Genomic DNA, 15071 nt, shown 5'->3' with positions numbered 1-15071 from the left:
AAGACGCAGCTGATATCTGAGTGTGCACTCAGTTAGTCAAGTCAGAGGCGCAGGGCCGGTGCCAGCAAGCTGGCATAATGAGCGGTGAAGGCAGCCACCGTGTCCGGGTCGCGGCCCAGCAGTTCGGGGTAGATGAAGCCGAGTTCGAACCCGAACGAGACGATCGCATCGGCGGTCCGTTCGGGATCGGGGGTGGCCGGCCATTCGCGGCGAAGGCGGGCGGCGACCGCGTCGACGAGCAAGTGCCGCGGCGTCATGTCGGCGAAGCGTCGCGCGAACTCGGCGTCGAGCAGCATGCGATCGAACAGGATGCGCAGCCGCGGGGCGACCCGGCGCATGACGCCGGTGACGAAAACCAGCAATTCGTCCATCTCGGCTTCCGCCGACGCTGCCCTGGGACGTTCGAAGAAGCCGCTGTCGAGCATGTCGCCCTGGTCGGCGGCACCGGCGCGCATCACCGCCATGAGCAGGCCTTCCTTGCCGCCGAAATAGTTCTGGATCAGCGCTTCGGAACAGCCCGCCCGCGCCGCGATCGCGCGCGTTGTCGTGGCTTTGAACCCGTGGACGCTGAATTCGGCCTGGGCGGCCTCGAGAAGCGCCGCTTCTGTCTTGGCACGGTCACGGCGGCGGGGCTTGGGGGCGGGAGGCGTCTCATCGGGCATGGTGCGTTCATTACAGCATTCGGCGACCGGGCGACCATAGGCCGCCAGCGGATCGTCGACGCCTATTTCGGTTTGTCGGGATACATCAGGACCACGCGCGGCAACGCGGCAAGCGCAGGAGGGGCGATGGCTCCTGCGGATGACCGGGACGCCAGAGCCGGATGATCCTCGCGCAGATCACGCCGCGAAAGGCCGCTCCTTATCCGAGATAGGGAGCAAAAAATGGCTCATCGCAGGGCGGTAGGATCGAGCCTGGTGGGCTCCGCTATGTACTTATTTGACCAGAACCGTATCGATCGCGTGGACCACGCCCTTGCCGCCTGAAATATCAGCCTGAACCACCATCGCACGCGTCCCTCCGGGCGTTTGCACAGAGATTGTGCCGCCATTGTTCACAACCGTGATGGTCTCGCCACTCAAGGTTTGCAGCTCGGTTTCGCCTGCGGGTATCTCGTCAGCCATGAGTGTTTTCGCGACAGCATGGCGCTTGAGAAGCTGGGCGAGCTGCTGCTTGTCCTGCTTGATCTGATCGAGGCCTTCGACTGCCCCGAAGGCCTCGTCGATCGGCGCGAAGATCGTTATCTGGTCGGCTTGTGCCAGCGTCTCCCCCAACCCGGCATCCGTCGCGGCCTTGAGAAACACGTCGAGATTGCCCGCAGCGCTGGCTGCCTCCACAACATCGACGCTTGCGGGCGTCATATCGCCTCCCGCAGGGCCGGAAGCCGTCTGCTCCGCAGTCGCTGGATCGACTTGAGACTCCGGTGTTTCGGAACAGGCGACGAGCGCCAGAATGGCGACTGAAGCTGTAAGTGTACGCATCGGCAATTTTTCCTCTCGAATCCTCGTCAAGCGGACTTTGATGGAAGCTATTGTCCCGTAAATCGGATGTCATCCGCCACTGTCCTAAAGGACGCCCGACCTACGATGATTGTTCCGCACATCAAATGCGCCTTACGCGATCGAGAACCAAAACGATTTGGTGCCTTCTGTTTTATCTATTTAAATTGCGCTCCAATTTTAGTTCACTGATCAGTGCGTGATTTAGGAAGGGGGACCTTTGCTCCCCACAGGGCGGACGAAATTGCGATGAAATCCCGTGGGTCAGCGGATATGTCACTGGTTCGCTTTCACACACTCGAAGGTGGCACATTTATGATGGGTCTTCCTTCGAAACCCGTCTTGCGACGCGTCCCTATGACTCGAGGAACACAATGAGCGCCGCATCCAATGAATTGCTGCATGAGCGTGATGGCGATGAAGTCCCGGTGGGTTTCTCCGAACTGTTTTTCGACCTCGTCTTCGTGTTCGCGATCACGCAAGTGTCTCACACGATTCTGGAGCACTTCAGCGTACTCGGCCTCGTCCAGTCTTTCATCGTCCTTCTCGCGCTTTGGTGGTCGTGGATCTGCACGACGTGGGTGACCAACTGGCTTGATGCCGAAAAGGCTACGGTGCGCCTTTTGCTATTCGGCCTGATGGCCCTGGGGCTTCTACTTGCCAGCGCCGTCCCGGATGCCTTTGCCGAGCGCGGGCTGTATTTCGCGATGGCCTATGTCGGGTTCCAACTCGGCAGGACGGCATTCGTGTTCTGGGCTTCGAAGGGACATGCCGAACTCAGAGCGAATTTCATCCGCGCAGGCACCTGGTTCGCGACCGTCGGCATAGTCTGGATCGCGGGAGGGATCGCCGCCCCCGAAGATCGCATCTGGATATGGGGACTGGCAATGATGCTCGACTTGCTCGCAGCGGCCGTGCGGTTCTGGCTTCCGGTCTTGGGCGCGACCCCGTTCTCTCACTGGGATATCGAGGGGGGGCACATCGCCCACCGGTGCGGCCTTTTCATGATCATCGTATTGGGCGAGGCCGTGCTGTTGATCGGGGGCGGCTTCGCAGAGAATGTCTGGACCGTAGAGCTTGAAGTCTGCTTTCTGGCGTGCGTCGCGGTGATCGTGGCGATGTGGTGGATCTACTTCGGCGAGCCCGGCGGCATTGCCCAGCATCGCGTTGCTTCGCATCCGAGATCGGTTCTGCTGGCCCTTACCGCCTACACTTATCTTCCGGTCCTGTTCGTGAGCGGCGCGGTACTGACCGCGGTAGGCAGCGAGCTGGTCCTCGAGGATCCTGCCGTCATTCCACATGGGCTGGAGAAAGCCGTGCTCATCGCGGGGCCCGCGCTGTTCCTCATTGCAGCGGTGATCGTTGCGCGCCTGATCTTCGGCAAGTGGAAGCCGTTGAGGATCGCTGCCGCGCTGACCATGGTGGCTCTTGTCCCACTCCCCACGTCGGCCTTGGCGACAAGCCTATCGATCGCCCTTATCGTAACTTTACTCGCAATCCTCGAATATCTGCAGTGGCGGCGGCTCGATGACGAGGACAAGGCGCGACTACGCGGTGACCCTCACCGTATTTGATACGGCCTCGGTTTTTCCACGCGTCTTGGTAGAGAATTCGCGTCGCGAAATCCTCGATGCGATTGGGAAGTCCAGACGCCGGGTTCAGAGCATGTCTTCGATCCTGATCGGCATGTGACGAATGCGTTTGCCGGTCGCGTGGTGAATGGCGTTGGCGATCGCGGCGGACGCGCCGGCCATCACGACCTCGCCTAGTCCTTTCAGGCCCATGGAATTGGCGAGTGGATCGGGTTCGTTGATGAGATCCACTTCGATCTCGCCGATGTCCGCATTTACCGGCACGACATAGTCGGCCAGATCGCAATTGAGGTAACCGGCATAGCGGGGGTCGATCTCGGTTCCTTCGCGCAGGGCCGAACCGAACGCCCACACCACGCCGCCGATGATCTGGCTGCGCGCGGTGCGTGGACTGATCACGCGTCCGCAATCCGCCACGCTGACGACGCGCGGCATGCGCACACGTCGCAGACGCGGCTCGACCTCGACTTCGACGAAGTGCGCGATATAGCTCATCGTCGTGAACGCGGGATATTCCGGCCCCGCGACAGCATAGCCGCCCTGGCGAAGGCTCTCCAGTGCGCTCGCATCCTGCCCCGGACCGAGCGCGCTCGCCTGCACTTCGAGATAAGGGCGCTTGGTCGACGCGAGCCGGCGATGAATATCGCCGCGCGGTGTGCGCCCTCCCAGAAGTTGCTTCAGCGCGGACTGCATCCGCGAGACAGCTTGCGCCGTCGTCGGAATCGCGCCCGCGCTGCCCCACGATCCGGCGGTGATATGCTGGGGCGCGGTTGCGGTATTGCCGACGGAAATTTCCAGCTTGTCCGGATCGATTCCCAATCCCTGAACCAGCACATTGGCGATCGATGTCCGGATGCCCTGTCCCATTTCATGGCCGGAGATCGAATACGTCGTGCGCCCGTTCGCGTAGACGCGCAGCGTGCCGATCGACGGCACCATCATCGATGGATAGGCGGCTACCGCCACCCCCCAACCGATCGAACCGCCGGATGGCGATCGCATGGAGCCGGGCTCGGCTGTTCGCCGGTCCCAGCCGAAGCGGCGAGCACCTTCGCGCAGGCACTCGGCCATAAATTTGGAAGAATAGGGCTTGCCGGTCAGGACGTCGGTCATCCCGTCGTTGGCCAGCCGGAACTCGACCGGATCGCGGCCCAGCTCGATCGCCAGTTCATCCACGGCGCTTTCGAAAGCGAAGCACGAGGGATGCGGATGGGGGCAGCGCATGTAGCCCGGATCGTTCCGGTCGAGGCGGATATTCGCCGCGGTGCCCTGGTAATTGGGGATGTCGTATAGCCGGCTGGTCGCTTCGTGATAATCGCTGGGCGGAAACTGCCCCGCGCGCGACTGCTCATGCTCGGCATGATAGACCGCAGCGACCATCTTTCCTCCCGTGTCGGCGCCCAATTGAACATGATGATGCGCCTCGGGCCGGAACGTCGCCTGATGGAAAATCTGGCTGCGCGGTACGACCAGCTTGACCGGCCGTCGTATCAGGCGCGCGGCATGGGCCACGATGGCGCTATAACCATAGAGCGAGCCTTTCTGGCCGAAGCCGCCGCCAATATACGAGCTGTCCGCCTCGATCGTCGCGGGATCATATCCAAGCGAACGCGCCACAGCGCCGCGGACCCCTGAGCTGTATTGCGAACTCTCGTGGATTCGCAGCTTTCCGTCCGTCAAGCGAGCGCTCGTGGCGATGAGTTCGATGGGATTATGATGCTGTGTCGGCGTAACGTAGCGCTGGTCTATCCTGGTTGCCGCGTCCGCCAGCGCGCGAGTGCCATCTCCGGCCTCGCGAGGTTCGGTTTCCTCCCGAACGGCCCCTTTCGAATCGATCTTGGAAGCGAAGGCTTCTTCCGCGTAACGCGCGGTAACGGCTTCGGCCCCCTCGATGGCCGCCTCGATAGTTTCGGCAACGACCAGAGCGATGGGCTGACCACGATAGGCAATCGCATCGAGGATTGTCGGCGGCGGCGGTGGCGGGCCGTTCTCGTCGGTTTCGGGCGGAGCCGGATAATCCTTCGCCGTCAGTACGCGCAAGACACCGGGCACGGCTGAAGCTGCGCCGGTGTCGACAGAGGTTACCCGGCCCTTGGCGATACGCGCCGGCACCAGCATGGCGTGCGCCATACCGCCATACCGCCGTAGCGGTGGTCTGCGGCGTATCTGGTCACGCCGCGCACCTTGTCGTAGGCGTCCACCCGGGCGATTTCGGGGAATGGTGCTGGGGGCATCACGAATTCCTTTCGGCAGCGATCGACAGGGCATCGACCAACGTGCGAATTCCGAGATCGATCTTGTATCCATTGAGCTTGCCCGCCTTCGCCTCCGCAAATGCGGCGCGCGCGGCCTTTTCTGCCAGGCCCTCCGTAAGTGGCTTACCAGCCAGAACCGCTTCCGCCTCAGGCGACCGCCACGGAACCGTCGCCACACCCCCCAGCGCGACATGCGCCTTGCGTATGGTGTCTCCGTCCATGTCGAGGGCGACCGCAGCGGAGGCAAGCGCGAATGCATAGCTCTCGCGATCGCGAACCTTGTGGTAAGTGGATCGGCGACCCGCGCGGGTCTTCGGCACGGAAATCCCGGTAATCATTTCGCCATCGCCGAGCGTGAATTCGATTTGCGGCGTTTCGCCCGGCAAGCGGTACAACTCTGCTATGGGAATGGCCCGTGCGCCTTGCGGACCGGCAAGCTCTACCTGCGCATCCATCGCGGTGAGCGCGACCGGCCAGTCGCCGGGCGAGACCGCCGTGCAGTTCGCGCTTGCGCCCAGGACCGCCTGACCCCGATCGATCCCGCCGATGGCCGCACAACCGCTCCCCGGCTCGCGCCTGTTGCACGGATAGATAACCGCCCCGCCACTCGCGCCGCCCGCACCGTTGCGGAAATACAGGCACCGCGTTCGCTGCAGCAGGTTGGCGCCGACGGTCGCCATGTTGCGCAATTGCTGGCTCGCCGCCTTCCAAAGCGATTCCGACAGTACGGGGTAGTCGCGAAGGATCGTTTCATTCGCCGCAACATCCGCCATGCGGGCATTCGTGCCGAAGCGCAGCATTTCGCCGCCGGTCTCGATGGCATCGAGCCCCTCGATCGCCGTCACGTCGATCAGATGTGCCGGCCGCTCGATATCGAGCTTCATCAGGTCGTAGATGTTGGTTCCGCCGGCGACCCAGCGCGCGCCTTCGCCAGCGGCGGCGAAAGCCGAGAACGCGTCTTCACGGGACGTCGGCGCTATGTATGTGAAACGGCGCATCAGCCTCTCCCCATCTTCGGGGCCGCATCCGCGATAGCCGCGACGATACCGGGGTAGGCGCCGCAGCGGCAAATGTTTCCGCTCATGTACTCGCGTATTTGCGCCTTGGATGTCGCGTTGCCCTCGCGAACGCAGGCGATGGCCGACATGATCTGTCCGGGCGTGCAATAGCCGCACTGGAGCGCGTCGTGATCGATGAAGGCCTGCTGCATCGGGTGGAGATCATCGCCATCGGCAATACCTTCGATCGTTGTGACCTCGCGCCCGTCAACTTTCGCAGCGAGGGTGAGGCACGAAGCGACACGGCGGCCATCGACATGCACTGAACAGGCGCCGCATTGCCCGTGGTCGCAACCCTTCTTGGCCCCTGTGAGCCCAACCTGTTCACGCAACACATCGAGCAGCGAAGAGCGCGGATCGACCCTGATCTGCAGGCGCGTGCCGTTGATCTTCGGAGCGATCTCGAGAGTGTCGATCGATGGCGGAGGGGCAACGATCCCCGTGCGGTCGAGAACGTCTTGCGCTGTCGCTGCGGACGGCACAGTCGCTGCCGTAGCTGCTATCGCCCCCGTTGCCAGGGCTTCGCGACGGTTTACCGCGAATAAGCTTTCGCTCGTCGTTGGCTCGTCTCTATCGTCCGACATGCGACCTCCTTCCGTTCGGCTATCTCGCGACATCAGGTGAGTATCGAGTTGCCGCAGCTTTCTGTGAGAAGATAAGATGATCGTATCGATGTTACAAGAACTATGTTAACAGCGTTATGGAGCGACTTGCCGCCACGCATTCCCCTTTAGAATTAGAGTGTTACGATGATCGATCCACGCCAAAAAATCCTCGGCGCCGCGCACGACCTTCTCTCGGAAGGCGGCGAAAACGCGCTGACCATACGAGCCGTCGCCGAGCGTGCGAGTGTGCAGGCGCCCACGATCTATCGCTTGTTCGTGGACAAGGCGGGCCTGGTGGAAGCCACGGCCGAATACGGCTTGCAACTCTATGTGGACTCTAAGAAGCGAAGCGTTCGCCGGCCCGATCCGATCGAGCAATTGCGAGCAAGCTGGGATCGGCACGTCGAGTTCTGTCTTGCGAATCCCGCAATCTTCGCCGTTCTCACGCGGAAGAAGGAGGCTGAACACTCCCCCGCCACTGCTGCCGGCATCGAAAACCTGCAGGAACTCATCGTGGATATCGCGGCCAAGGGTAAGCTCGCGATCCCGGTCCCGATCGCGACTGCTCTCGTACGTGCATGCGCTAACGGCACCGTAATGACTTTGATCGGAAGCGCCCATCCGGAAGACCTGAAAGACCTGTCCGCGACCGCGCGCGAACTGGTCGTCAGTGCCATCGCCGGAAAAAGCGAAGTGAGCGAGGAAACAGACGTCGCACGAGCCGCCGCATCTACATTGCAAGCCCTGTTGCCTACCAGTACGGTTCTGTCGCTCGGGGAGCGCACCTTGATGTCGGAACTCCTCGGCCGTCTCATCTCGTCGCCAAACGACCAGGTTCGATAGTACGCCGTGCTATTGTGGTGCTGATACACCGGAGCGAAGTATCCGCTTCCGGACGGCTCTTGTCGAGCGCGGCATCGCCACGTCTCCCCTCAACCCGTTCGCGCAGGAAACCCATCCCCACGATGGTCGGGCCTTGGCTGAAAATGGCGTAGATATTGCCTTGCCGTCATTGCCCTCTGAGGGCCGACCACCGTCAAGAAGGCCTGGCAGGCTCAGCACGAAGATTTCGCCGAAAGAACTTTCGGAACCATCGCCGAACTCGCGGGATTGCATTGGCAGCGCCCTTCGCATCGACGATGATCCTGGAGACCCCAGCCTTGCCCGCCATGCCAATCGTCACCGTTACCTCCCTCACCGGAGTGGTCATCCCCCTCCGCGACACATGAGCGACGAAGAATCCGGGCGGTCATGAAGGCAACCCATAAAGCCTTCCACGATTCCTGGCTTCACATCCGAGGATCTCTCCGCCCACGGGGGCGCCCCCTCTTTCCCGAAAGATATATCGATGACCGATGACGTTCTTTTCCGCCCTCTCCAAGCGGGCACATTCGCGTTGCCCAACCGCGTGCTGATGGCGCCGCTGACTCGCAACCGGGCCCATGCCGACGGCACGCCGCGCGATTTGGCCGCGACTTACTATCGCCAACGTGCCTCGGCGGGGCTCATCGTTTCCGAGGCGACGCAGATTTCCGCCATGGGCAAGGGCTACAAGGACACGCCGGGCATCTACACCGATGCCCATGTCGAGGGATGGAAACCTGTGATCGAAGCCGTTCACGCCGGCGGAGGTCGGATCTTTTGTCAGTTGTGGCACGTGGGCCGTATCAGCCACGTTTCCCTGCTGCCCCAGGGACGCCAGCCCGTTTCCGCCAGCGCCGTGCGCGCCAAGGGCCAGACCTTTACCGCGAACGGTTTCGAAGACGTTTCCGAGCCCGTTGCGCTTGATGCCGAAGGTATCGCCCGCACACTCGACGATTACACCACGGCCGCAAGATGCGCGAAGGCGGCGGGGTTCGACGGGGTCGAGGTTCATGCGGCGAATGGCTATCTGCTCGACCAGTTTCTGCAGGACGGGGTCAATCAGCGCGAAGACGAATACGGCGGCTCGGTCGACAACCGCAGCAGGTTGCTGCGCGAGGTGATGGAGCGGGTGTGCGACGTCTTCTCGCCCGATCGCGTGGGTGTGCGCCTTTCGCCGCTCGGCCAGGCCAACGACATGCATGACAGTGATCCGGAAACGACCTTCAGCGCGGCCTATCGTCTGCTGAATGGCCGCGGCCTTGCCTATCTCCACGTCATCGAACAGTTCTACGGGCAGGAGACCGAAGACGACGACCGCGCGATGCTGAAACGGCTGCGCGGCCTGTTCGAAGGGACGTACATCGCCAATGGATCCTATGACGCCGAAGCGGCGCGCAAGGCGATTGCCGAGGGCGGTGTCGACGCCGTCACGTTCGGGCGCCCCTTCATCGCCAACCCGGACCTGCCGGAACGGTATCGGATCGGCGCGCCGCTCAACACGCCAGACGAGGAGACGTTCTACGGTGGCGATCGCGAGGGTTACACAGACTACCCCGCGCTCGACCCCGCGCACTGACGTAATGTCGTGCTCGAGCAGTCGGACGGGTGAGGCGGCACTGCGGCGAAGTGTGAAGGCGAAGCGTCCGGGATAACCGACCTGCGCCGCTTTGCGGTCGCGACGGTTTGCCTATAGTTGCGCGAACCATGACGGCTCAGATCGAAATCGGTACGGATTCGTCCGGGCAGGGCATTTTCGTCGACGTGGCGGAACTGCTCGGCACGCGGCTGCTCGTCCAGGGGAATTCCGGATCGGGCAAGTCGCATTTGCTGCGCCGCCTGCTCGAACAAAGCGCCGCCATGGTCCAGCAGGTCGTGATCGACCCTGAAGGCGATTTCGTCAGCCTTGCCGATGCCTTCGATCATGTCGTGATCGACGGCGCGGCCCATTCCGCGCGGGAGATCGCGGCGCTCGCGGGCCGGGTCCGCCAGCACCGCGTTTCGGTGGTCCTCGCGCTCGAGGAACTGGAAGTCGAACAGCAGATCCGCTGTGCCGCGTTGTTTCTCGCCGCTCTGTTCGATGCCCCGCGCGAGCATTGGTTTCCTGCGCTGGTGGTGGTCGATGAGGCGCAGATGTTCGCACCCGCCGCCGCGGGCGAACTGGCCGAGGACACTCGTCGCCAGACGCTCTCGGCGATGACCAACCTGATGTGCCGGGGCCGCAAGCGCGGGCTTGCCGGCATCGTCGCCACCCAGCGCCTGGCCAAGCTCGCCAAGAACGTTGCGGCCGAAGCTTCGAACTTCCTGATGGGGCGCACGTTCCTCGACATCGACATGCAGCGCGCCGCCGATCTGCTCGGCATGGATCGCCGTCAGGCCGAGCGTATCCGCGACTTGCAGCGGGGCCATTTCCTCGGTCTCGGTCCGGCGATCAGCCGCCGTCCGCTGGCGGTCCGCATCGGTGCGGTGCGGACCGGGGGGAAGAACGCCGCCGAAGGCCTGATGCCGCTGCCCGTCGCCAATGCCGACGAGCGCGAGGCGCTGCTGCTCGACGAATTGGCGCAGGACGCCGCGATGCCCGCCCCGCCGCGCCCCGTGCCGCCCGTCCAGCAGTCGGCCCAGATCGAACACGAACTCGCGAGCCGGGCCGCCAAACGGAGCGAGCGCGAACCCCTCACGCACGCGGACGTCTCGGTCGGATCGGAGGTGCCAGGCGACGAAAGCGCGTCACGGGGAAAGCCGGAGATCGCGGAGGCGGGACATTCCCAAGCAGCCGGGCAAGCCGATCCCGGTCAGGATAGGCCGAGCGCAGTGCTTGCGGACGTGGCCGATGATGGCGAGGTGACTCGCATCGTGCGCGAACTGGCTGCCGAGGAGGGTGCCACCTACCAGTCGACGACCGCGCTGTTCCGCAGCTTCGCCATGCGCTGCCGCCAGGAAGGCGTGCGCAGCGCGCATGTCGATCTGGCACGCTTCCGCCGCATGTTCGCTGCCGCGAGCGCCGGCCTCGATCGCGTCGAGCCGGAGCTGCGGGCCGTCATCGCAGGACTTGCCGAAACCGTGGAAGACGACGTGCTGGCACCCTGGCTCGTCATCGCGATTGCCGCCGCCCGAGGGCAGACCGAACCCGACGAAGAGGAACTGGCACGCGTCTACGGCAGTTCCTCGCCAAGCCGCATCCGCCGCCTGCTCGATCATCTCGAACGCCAGGGCCTGATCGTGGTGCGCGAAGAATTCGGCGGCGGTCGCACGATCGCGGTGTCGGGGCTCGAAGGCGCCGCGCTGGAGGCTTAGGCTGAGGACGCGTTAAGGGCTTGCGCTGGTGACGGAGTAAGGGCTCCTTGGTGGCGTTGAGCAAGCGCTTCCGATGTCCGAAGCGTGGGTGCCGAGCGAGGCGCGGATGCGCCGGCCGCGCGCAGCGCAGGGCGGGGTTGCGGAAGACTGGCAGTCCCCCGCGACGATTTGCGTCAGCTCGCGATCCAGGTGCGCAGGAGCCAGGCGACGGCGCCCAGCACCGCGACGCTTGCGGCCCAGATCGCGGCCATCCAGCCGAGCCGCCGCCACAAGGGCGCGCGGTCGGCATCGAGAGGCGGACCTTTCATCGCCACTGCGCCTCAGTGATAGCCTTCGGTGCCGACCTTGCCGCGGAACACCCAGTAGGCCCAGCCCGTATAGGCGATGATCAGCGGCATCGTGATGGCAACGCCGACCAGCATGAAGACCTGGCTTCGCTCGGGCGCAGCCGCGTCCCAGATGGTCACGGCATCGGGCACCACGTAAGGCCAGATGCTGACGCCCAGCCCCGCCATGCCCAGCAGGAACAGGCCCAGCGACAGCCAGAACGGCGCGACTTCGCGTCGCTTGGCGAGGCTCCGATAGAGCAGCACGGCGATGATCGCGGTGAGCAGCGGGACCTGGCTGGCAAAGTAGATCCCAGGCGCCTCGAACCAGCGGCGCCAGTATTCGCCGTCGAGCAAGGGCGTGTAGAGGCTGACTGCGCCGAGCATGATCAGGGTGGCGAGCAGCGCCTTCTTCGCCACCGCATAGGCGTGGTCTTGCGCGCTGCCGTCGAGTTTCCAGATCAGCCAGCAAGCGCCGAGCAGTGCATAGCCGGTGACGACGCCGAGGCCGGTCAGCAGGGTGTAAGGCGTCAGCCAGTCCCACCACGAGCCGGCGTAGGCCCGATCGGTGACTTCGATGCCTTGCAGGACCGCCCCGAGGATCATGCCTTGCGTAAGCGCCGCGACCAGCGATCCGCCGAAGAACGCAGCGTCCCAGTATTTGCGATGGCCGGGGTCGCGCCAGCGGAACTCGAAGGCAACGCCGCGGAAGACGAGGCCGAGCAGCATCGCGATGATCAGCGGGTAGGTCGCCGGCAGGATGATCGCATAAGCGAGCGGGAAGGCGGCGAACAGGCCGCCGCCGCCCAGCACCAGCCAGGTTTCGTTGCCGTCCCACACCGGCGCGATCGCGTTCATCGCGCGATTGCGGCCCTCGCCGACGCGGAAGGTCGGGAAGAGGATGCCGATGCCGAGGTCGAAGCCGTCCATCACGACATAGGCGAAGACGCCGAAGGCGATGATGAAAGCCCACACGGTGGTGAGATCGACGTTCACGCTCACGTCGCGTCCTCCCTGCCTTGGCGTTCATCGCCCTGGGGCGGCCCGGGAGTGATGCCGGCAGTGCGGATCGGGCCGCTTTCGGTCTGCTCGATGCCGCCTTCGTGCGGCTGCGGAGGCTTCTTCATCAGCCGCAGAATGTACCAGGTGCCGACCGAGAAGCAGAGAAAATAGACCACCACGAACGCCAGCAGCGAGGCGCCGACGGCGGGGGCGTCGAGCGGGCTGGCCGAATCGGCGGTGCGCAGCAATCCGTAGATCGTCCAGGGCTGGCGGCCGACTTCCGTCGTCACCCAGCCGGCGATCACGGCGATGAAACCGGCAGGCCCCATCACCAGCGCCGCCCGATGCAGCCAGGACCAGTGGTAGAGCTTGCCGCGCAGCCGCGCGAGCAGGCTCCAGGCGCCGATACCCAGCATGGCAAAGCCGATCGCGACCATGATCCGGAACGACCAGAAGACGACCGCGACGGGCGGCTGGTCTTCGCGCGCGACCGTGTCCAGCCCCTTGAGCGGCGCATCGAGCGCGTGCTTGAGGATCAGCGAGGAGAGCTTGGGAATCTCGATCGCGAGATGCATTTTCTGCGCGTCCTGATCCGGAATGCCGAACAGGATCAGCGGCGCGCCGTCGGGATGGCTTTCGAAATGGCCCTCCATCGCCATGACTTTCGCCGGCTGGTGCTCGAGCGTGTTGAGCCCGTGCGCATCGCCGAGGAAGATCTGCACCGGCGCGACGAGCGCGGCCATCCACATCGCCATCGAGAACATCTTGCGGGCATGCGCATTGTCGTGCGCCTTGAGTAGGTGCCAGGCGCCCGCCGCACCGACGACGAAGGCGGTGGTGAGGTAGGCCGCGGTCACCGTGTGCATCAGGCGGAAGGGGAAGCTGGGATTGAAGATGATCTCGATCCAGGACGGACCCGGCAGGAACTGGCCGTTGGCGCCCATCTCGAAACCCTGCGGGGTGTGCATCCAGGAATTGACCGACAGAATCCAGAACGCCGAAACGAACGTGCCCAGCGCCACCATGAAAGTGGCCGCGAAATGCAGCTTGCGCCCGACGCGCTCCATCCCGAACAGCATGACGCCCAGGAACCCGGCCTCGAGGAAGAAGGCGGTCAGCACTTCGTAGGCCATCAGCGGGCCGATGACGGGCCCGGCGCGGTCGGAAAAGACCGACCAGTTGGTGCCGAACTGGTAACTCATGACGATGCCCGAGACGACGCCCATCGCGAAGGCGACCGCGAAGATCTTCAGCCAGTAGCGGAAGAGATCGAGATAGAGCGCCTTGCCGGTCTTCAGCCACAGCCCTTCAAGCACCGCGAGGTAACTCGCGAGCCCGATCGAGAACGCGGGGAAGATGAAGTGGAAGCTCACCGTGAAGGCGAACTGCAACCTCGCGAGGAGCAGGGCGTCGGCGGCATCGAACATGGTGGCCGCGATACTCTCTTGAGACGGTCGACCCAAGGGCGAATCGCGCACGCGCGCTGCCGGACCATGCAACCGGCGAACGCGAGCCTCTAGCGGCGTTCCTCCAGGAAGCGGAACAAGCCCATCCCCGCGACCATGGCGGCGACGAAGATCGCGGCAGGCTCCGGATGCACGGCGAGCGAGGCGATGGCGGGACCGGGGCAGAGCCCGGCGAGCCCCCAGCCGATTCCGAACAGCGCGGCGCCGCCCACCAGTCGGACATCGAGATTGTGCGTGCCGGGTAGGGCGAAGGCGTCGTCCGCGACGGGCCGCACCATGCGCCGCTGGACGAACCAGGCCAGGGCCATGACCAGAAGCGCGCCGCCCATGACGAAGCCGAGCGTCGGATCCCAGGCCCCCGCGACATCGAGGAAACCGCGCACGCGCGCCGGATCCATCATGCCCGAGATCGCGAGGCCGGCGCCGAAGACCAGTCCGGACACCAAGGCGAGAACCGCGCGCATGCTACCAGCCGCCACCGAAGGCATTCACCAGTGCGACCGTCACCATGCCGCTGGCCATGAAGCTTACGGTCGCGACGATCGAACGGCGCGACAAGCGCGACACTCCGCACACGCCGTGGCCACTGGTGCAGCCGCTGCCCATGCGCGTCCCGAGGCCTGTGACGAGCCCCGCGACGATCAGGATTGCGTTGGACTGCGGGAAGCGCGCTGGGATGCCGTCCGTCAGACCCGCGACCAACAGCGCGCCGAGAGGCAGTCCGGCGATGAACAGCGCGGCGGTGGGCCAGGGCGGGCTGGACGAGAGGCCGAGCGCTCTGGCGGCGAGTCCGCTGACGCCGGCGATTCGCCCGACACCGAGCAACATGATCGCGCCGGCCAGACCGATGAGCACGCCGCCGATGAGGCCTTGGACCGGCTGGGCTTGGGGGAAAAGATCGAGCATGGCGTCACCATGGCCCTTCAGGACGAGCTTCGACAACACCGAAGTGGGGCCCACGCGTTCGAGCCGGCCTGGCCCGGCTCCGCTTCCTGCGCGCGCCGCACAAGAGAACGCGCCCCGCACAATAGAAAAGGCGGCCTTGCGACCGCCTTTCCCCTCTCTCCAATCGAAAAGACCGAGCCTCGGCCCGGCCTTAAACTTGAAACTCTT

14 protein-coding genes are annotated in these 15071 nt (G+C 64.2%); 4 read left to right on the top strand and 10 right to left on the bottom strand.

The window, feature by feature from the left end; translation table 11 throughout:
• Positions 1-41: 41 nt before the first annotated feature.
• Together GQO94_RS09390 and GQO94_RS09385 are read right to left on the bottom strand one after the other, a co-directional pair.
• Entirely contained in the window at positions 42-662 is a 621-nt protein-coding gene (locus GQO94_RS09390; RefSeq protein WP_156840875.1) for a TetR/AcrR family transcriptional regulator, read from the bottom strand.
• A 273-nt stretch (positions 663-935) separates the two neighbouring features.
• The gene (locus GQO94_RS09385; RefSeq protein ID WP_156840874.1) at positions 936-1481 is read right to left on the bottom strand and encodes a fasciclin domain-containing protein; all 546 of its coding nucleotides are present in this window, start codon (positions 1479-1481) and stop codon (positions 936-938) included.
• A 392-nt stretch (positions 1482-1873) separates the two neighbouring features.
• On the opposite strand from GQO94_RS09385, the gene GQO94_RS09380 reads away from it, so the two are divergent.
• Positions 1874-3073: a low temperature requirement protein A gene (locus GQO94_RS09380; RefSeq protein ID WP_156840873.1), complete on the top strand. Its 1200-nt coding sequence runs from the start codon at positions 1874-1876 to the stop codon at positions 3071-3073.
• Between the two features lie 84 nt (positions 3074-3157).
• Here GQO94_RS09380 and GQO94_RS09375 read toward each other — a convergent pair whose 3' ends face one another.
• The 3 genes from GQO94_RS09375 to GQO94_RS09365 all read right to left on the bottom strand — a co-directional run bounded on the left by GQO94_RS09375 (position 3158) and on the right by GQO94_RS09365 (position 6988).
• Positions 3158-5221, bottom strand: a complete 2064-nt coding sequence (locus tag GQO94_RS09375; RefSeq protein WP_198045896.1) for a xanthine dehydrogenase family protein molybdopterin-binding subunit — start codon at positions 5219-5221, stop codon at positions 3158-3160.
• Positions 5222-5324: 103 nt separating this feature from the next.
• Entirely contained in the window at positions 5325-6344 is a 1020-nt protein-coding gene (locus tag GQO94_RS09370) for an FAD binding domain-containing protein (protein ID WP_156840872.1), read from the bottom strand.
• Positions 6344-6988, bottom strand: coding sequence for a (2Fe-2S)-binding protein (locus tag GQO94_RS09365; RefSeq protein ID WP_156840871.1), 645 nt, complete (start codon positions 6986-6988; stop codon positions 6344-6346). Before GQO94_RS09365 ends, GQO94_RS09370 begins: the two co-directional genes overlap by 1 nt.
• Before the next feature lie 165 nt (positions 6989-7153).
• Here GQO94_RS09365 and GQO94_RS09360 point away from each other — a divergent pair, with 165 nt between their 5' ends.
• From GQO94_RS09360 to GQO94_RS09350, 3 genes are all read left to right on the top strand, one after another.
• Complete coding sequence (locus GQO94_RS09360) at positions 7154-7852, top strand: TetR/AcrR family transcriptional regulator (RefSeq protein WP_156840870.1); 699 nt, start codon at positions 7154-7156, stop codon at positions 7850-7852.
• A 505-nt stretch (positions 7853-8357) separates the two neighbouring features.
• Positions 8358-9449: an alkene reductase gene (locus GQO94_RS09355; RefSeq protein WP_156840869.1), complete on the top strand. Its 1092-nt coding sequence runs from the start codon at positions 8358-8360 to the stop codon at positions 9447-9449.
• A 128-nt stretch (positions 9450-9577) separates the two neighbouring features.
• Entirely contained in the window at positions 9578-11164 is a 1587-nt protein-coding gene (locus GQO94_RS09350) for an ATP-binding protein (RefSeq protein ID WP_156840868.1), read from the top strand.
• 173 nt (positions 11165-11337) lie between these two features.
• Here GQO94_RS09350 and GQO94_RS09345 read toward each other — a convergent pair whose 3' ends face one another.
• The 5 genes from GQO94_RS09345 to GQO94_RS09325 form a co-directional block, all read right to left on the bottom strand.
• A complete protein-coding gene (locus GQO94_RS09345) occupies positions 11338-11472 on the bottom strand; it encodes a DUF2474 domain-containing protein (protein WP_156840867.1) in 135 nt (44 codons plus the stop codon).
• A gap of 12 nt (positions 11473-11484) precedes the next feature.
• Complete coding sequence (gene cydB, locus GQO94_RS09340; RefSeq protein ID WP_156840866.1) at positions 11485-12492, bottom strand: cytochrome d ubiquinol oxidase subunit II; 1008 nt, start codon at positions 12490-12492, stop codon at positions 11485-11487.
• Positions 12489-13919 carry a cytochrome ubiquinol oxidase subunit I gene (locus GQO94_RS09335; protein WP_156840865.1) on the bottom strand — a complete coding sequence of 477 codons (1431 nt, stop codon included), beginning with the start codon at positions 13917-13919 and terminating at the stop codon, positions 12489-12491. Before GQO94_RS09335 ends, cydB begins: the two co-directional genes overlap by 4 nt.
• 89 nt (positions 13920-14008) lie before the next feature.
• Entirely contained in the window at positions 14009-14422 is a 414-nt protein-coding gene (locus GQO94_RS09330) for a DUF6691 family protein (RefSeq protein WP_156840864.1), read from the bottom strand.
• Position 14423: 1 nt separating this feature from the next.
• On the bottom strand, positions 14424-14864 hold the full coding sequence (locus GQO94_RS09325) for a YeeE/YedE family protein (RefSeq protein ID WP_156840909.1): 441 nt from the start codon (positions 14862-14864) through the stop codon (positions 14424-14426).
• Positions 14865-15071: the final 207 nt, after the last annotated feature.

It is taken from the genome of Novosphingobium aquimarinum, from assembly GCF_009746585.1.
GTDB classification, from domain to species: Bacteria; Pseudomonadota; Alphaproteobacteria; order Sphingomonadales; family Sphingomonadaceae; genus Novosphingobium; species Novosphingobium aquimarinum.
Note: the sequence above shows the minus strand (reverse complement) of the source record. Positions and strands in the feature narration are given on the sequence as shown.

Bases quoted from the DNA above. Each gene is read 5' to 3' on its own strand.
- GQO94_RS09360 (WP_156840870.1), top strand. From the start codon at position 7,154: ATGATCGATCCACGCCAAAAAATCCTCGGCGCCGCGCACGACCTTCTC.
- GQO94_RS09350 (WP_156840868.1), top strand. From the start codon at position 9,578: ATGACGGCTCAGATCGAAATCGGTACGGATTCGTCCGGGCAGGGCATT.
- GQO94_RS09330 (WP_156840864.1), bottom strand. From the start codon at position 14,422: ATGCGCGCGGTTCTCGCCTTGGTGTCCGGACTGGTCTTCGGCGCCGGC.
- GQO94_RS09385 (WP_156840874.1), bottom strand. From the start codon at position 1,481: ATGCGTACACTTACAGCTTCAGTCGCCATTCTGGCGCTCGTCGCCTGT.
- GQO94_RS09375 (WP_198045896.1), bottom strand. From the start codon at position 5,221: ATGGCGCACGCCATGCTGGTGCCGGCGCGTATCGCCAAGGGCCGGGTA.
- GQO94_RS09390 (WP_156840875.1), bottom strand. From the start codon at position 662: ATGCCCGATGAGACGCCTCCCGCCCCCAAGCCCCGCCGCCGTGACCGT.
- GQO94_RS09345 (WP_156840867.1), bottom strand. From the start codon at position 11,472: ATGAAAGGTCCGCCTCTCGATGCCGACCGCGCGCCCTTGTGGCGGCGG.
- GQO94_RS09335 (WP_156840865.1), bottom strand. From the start codon at position 13,919: ATGTTCGATGCCGCCGACGCCCTGCTCCTCGCGAGGTTGCAGTTCGCC.
- GQO94_RS09380 (WP_156840873.1), top strand. From the start codon at position 1,874: ATGAGCGCCGCATCCAATGAATTGCTGCATGAGCGTGATGGCGATGAA.
- GQO94_RS09370 (WP_156840872.1), bottom strand. From the start codon at position 6,344: ATGCGCCGTTTCACATACATAGCGCCGACGTCCCGTGAAGACGCGTTC.
- GQO94_RS09325 (WP_156840909.1), bottom strand. From the start codon at position 14,864: ATGCTCGATCTTTTCCCCCAAGCCCAGCCGGTCCAAGGCCTCATCGGC.
- GQO94_RS09365 (WP_156840871.1), bottom strand. From the start codon at position 6,988: ATGTCGGACGATAGAGACGAGCCAACGACGAGCGAAAGCTTATTCGCG.
- GQO94_RS09355 (WP_156840869.1), top strand. From the start codon at position 8,358: ATGACCGATGACGTTCTTTTCCGCCCTCTCCAAGCGGGCACATTCGCG.